At 39.6% G+C, this 255-nt stretch carries 1 protein-coding gene; it reads left to right on the top strand.

The window, feature by feature from the left end; genetic code table 11:
• On the top strand, positions 1 to 210 hold a 210-nt coding region (locus tag G6554_RS25515; RefSeq protein WP_166246863.1), incomplete at its 5' end, for a DUF5348 domain-containing protein.
• Positions 211 to 255: the final 45 nt, after the last annotated feature.

Genomic DNA, 255 nt, shown 5'->3' with positions numbered 1-255 from the left:
AATGATTTTCTTGATTGTTGGATGGTCTTTTGGGATAACGGTAAGAGTGATTACAAGTTACGATGCGGCGATTCGTTTGAATTGCATCTTGGAGATGGAAAGCGCCTTGTGTGCAGAATAGAACTAGGAAGTGACTGGTACATTCTTATGGGACAAAATGATACAAAATTCTATTTAAAGCCAAACGAAACCTATCAGGTTAATATTTAGTAAATGGGGAAGCTAGTGCAGGCTTCCCCTTTCTATCGGTCAGCA

Origin of the sequence: Bacillus sp. MM2020_4 (assembly GCF_011250555.1) — a bacterium.
Taxonomy (GTDB): Bacteria; Bacillota; Bacilli; order Bacillales; family Cytobacillaceae; genus Neobacillus.
Note: the sequence above shows the minus strand (reverse complement) of the source record. Positions and strands in the feature narration are given on the sequence as shown.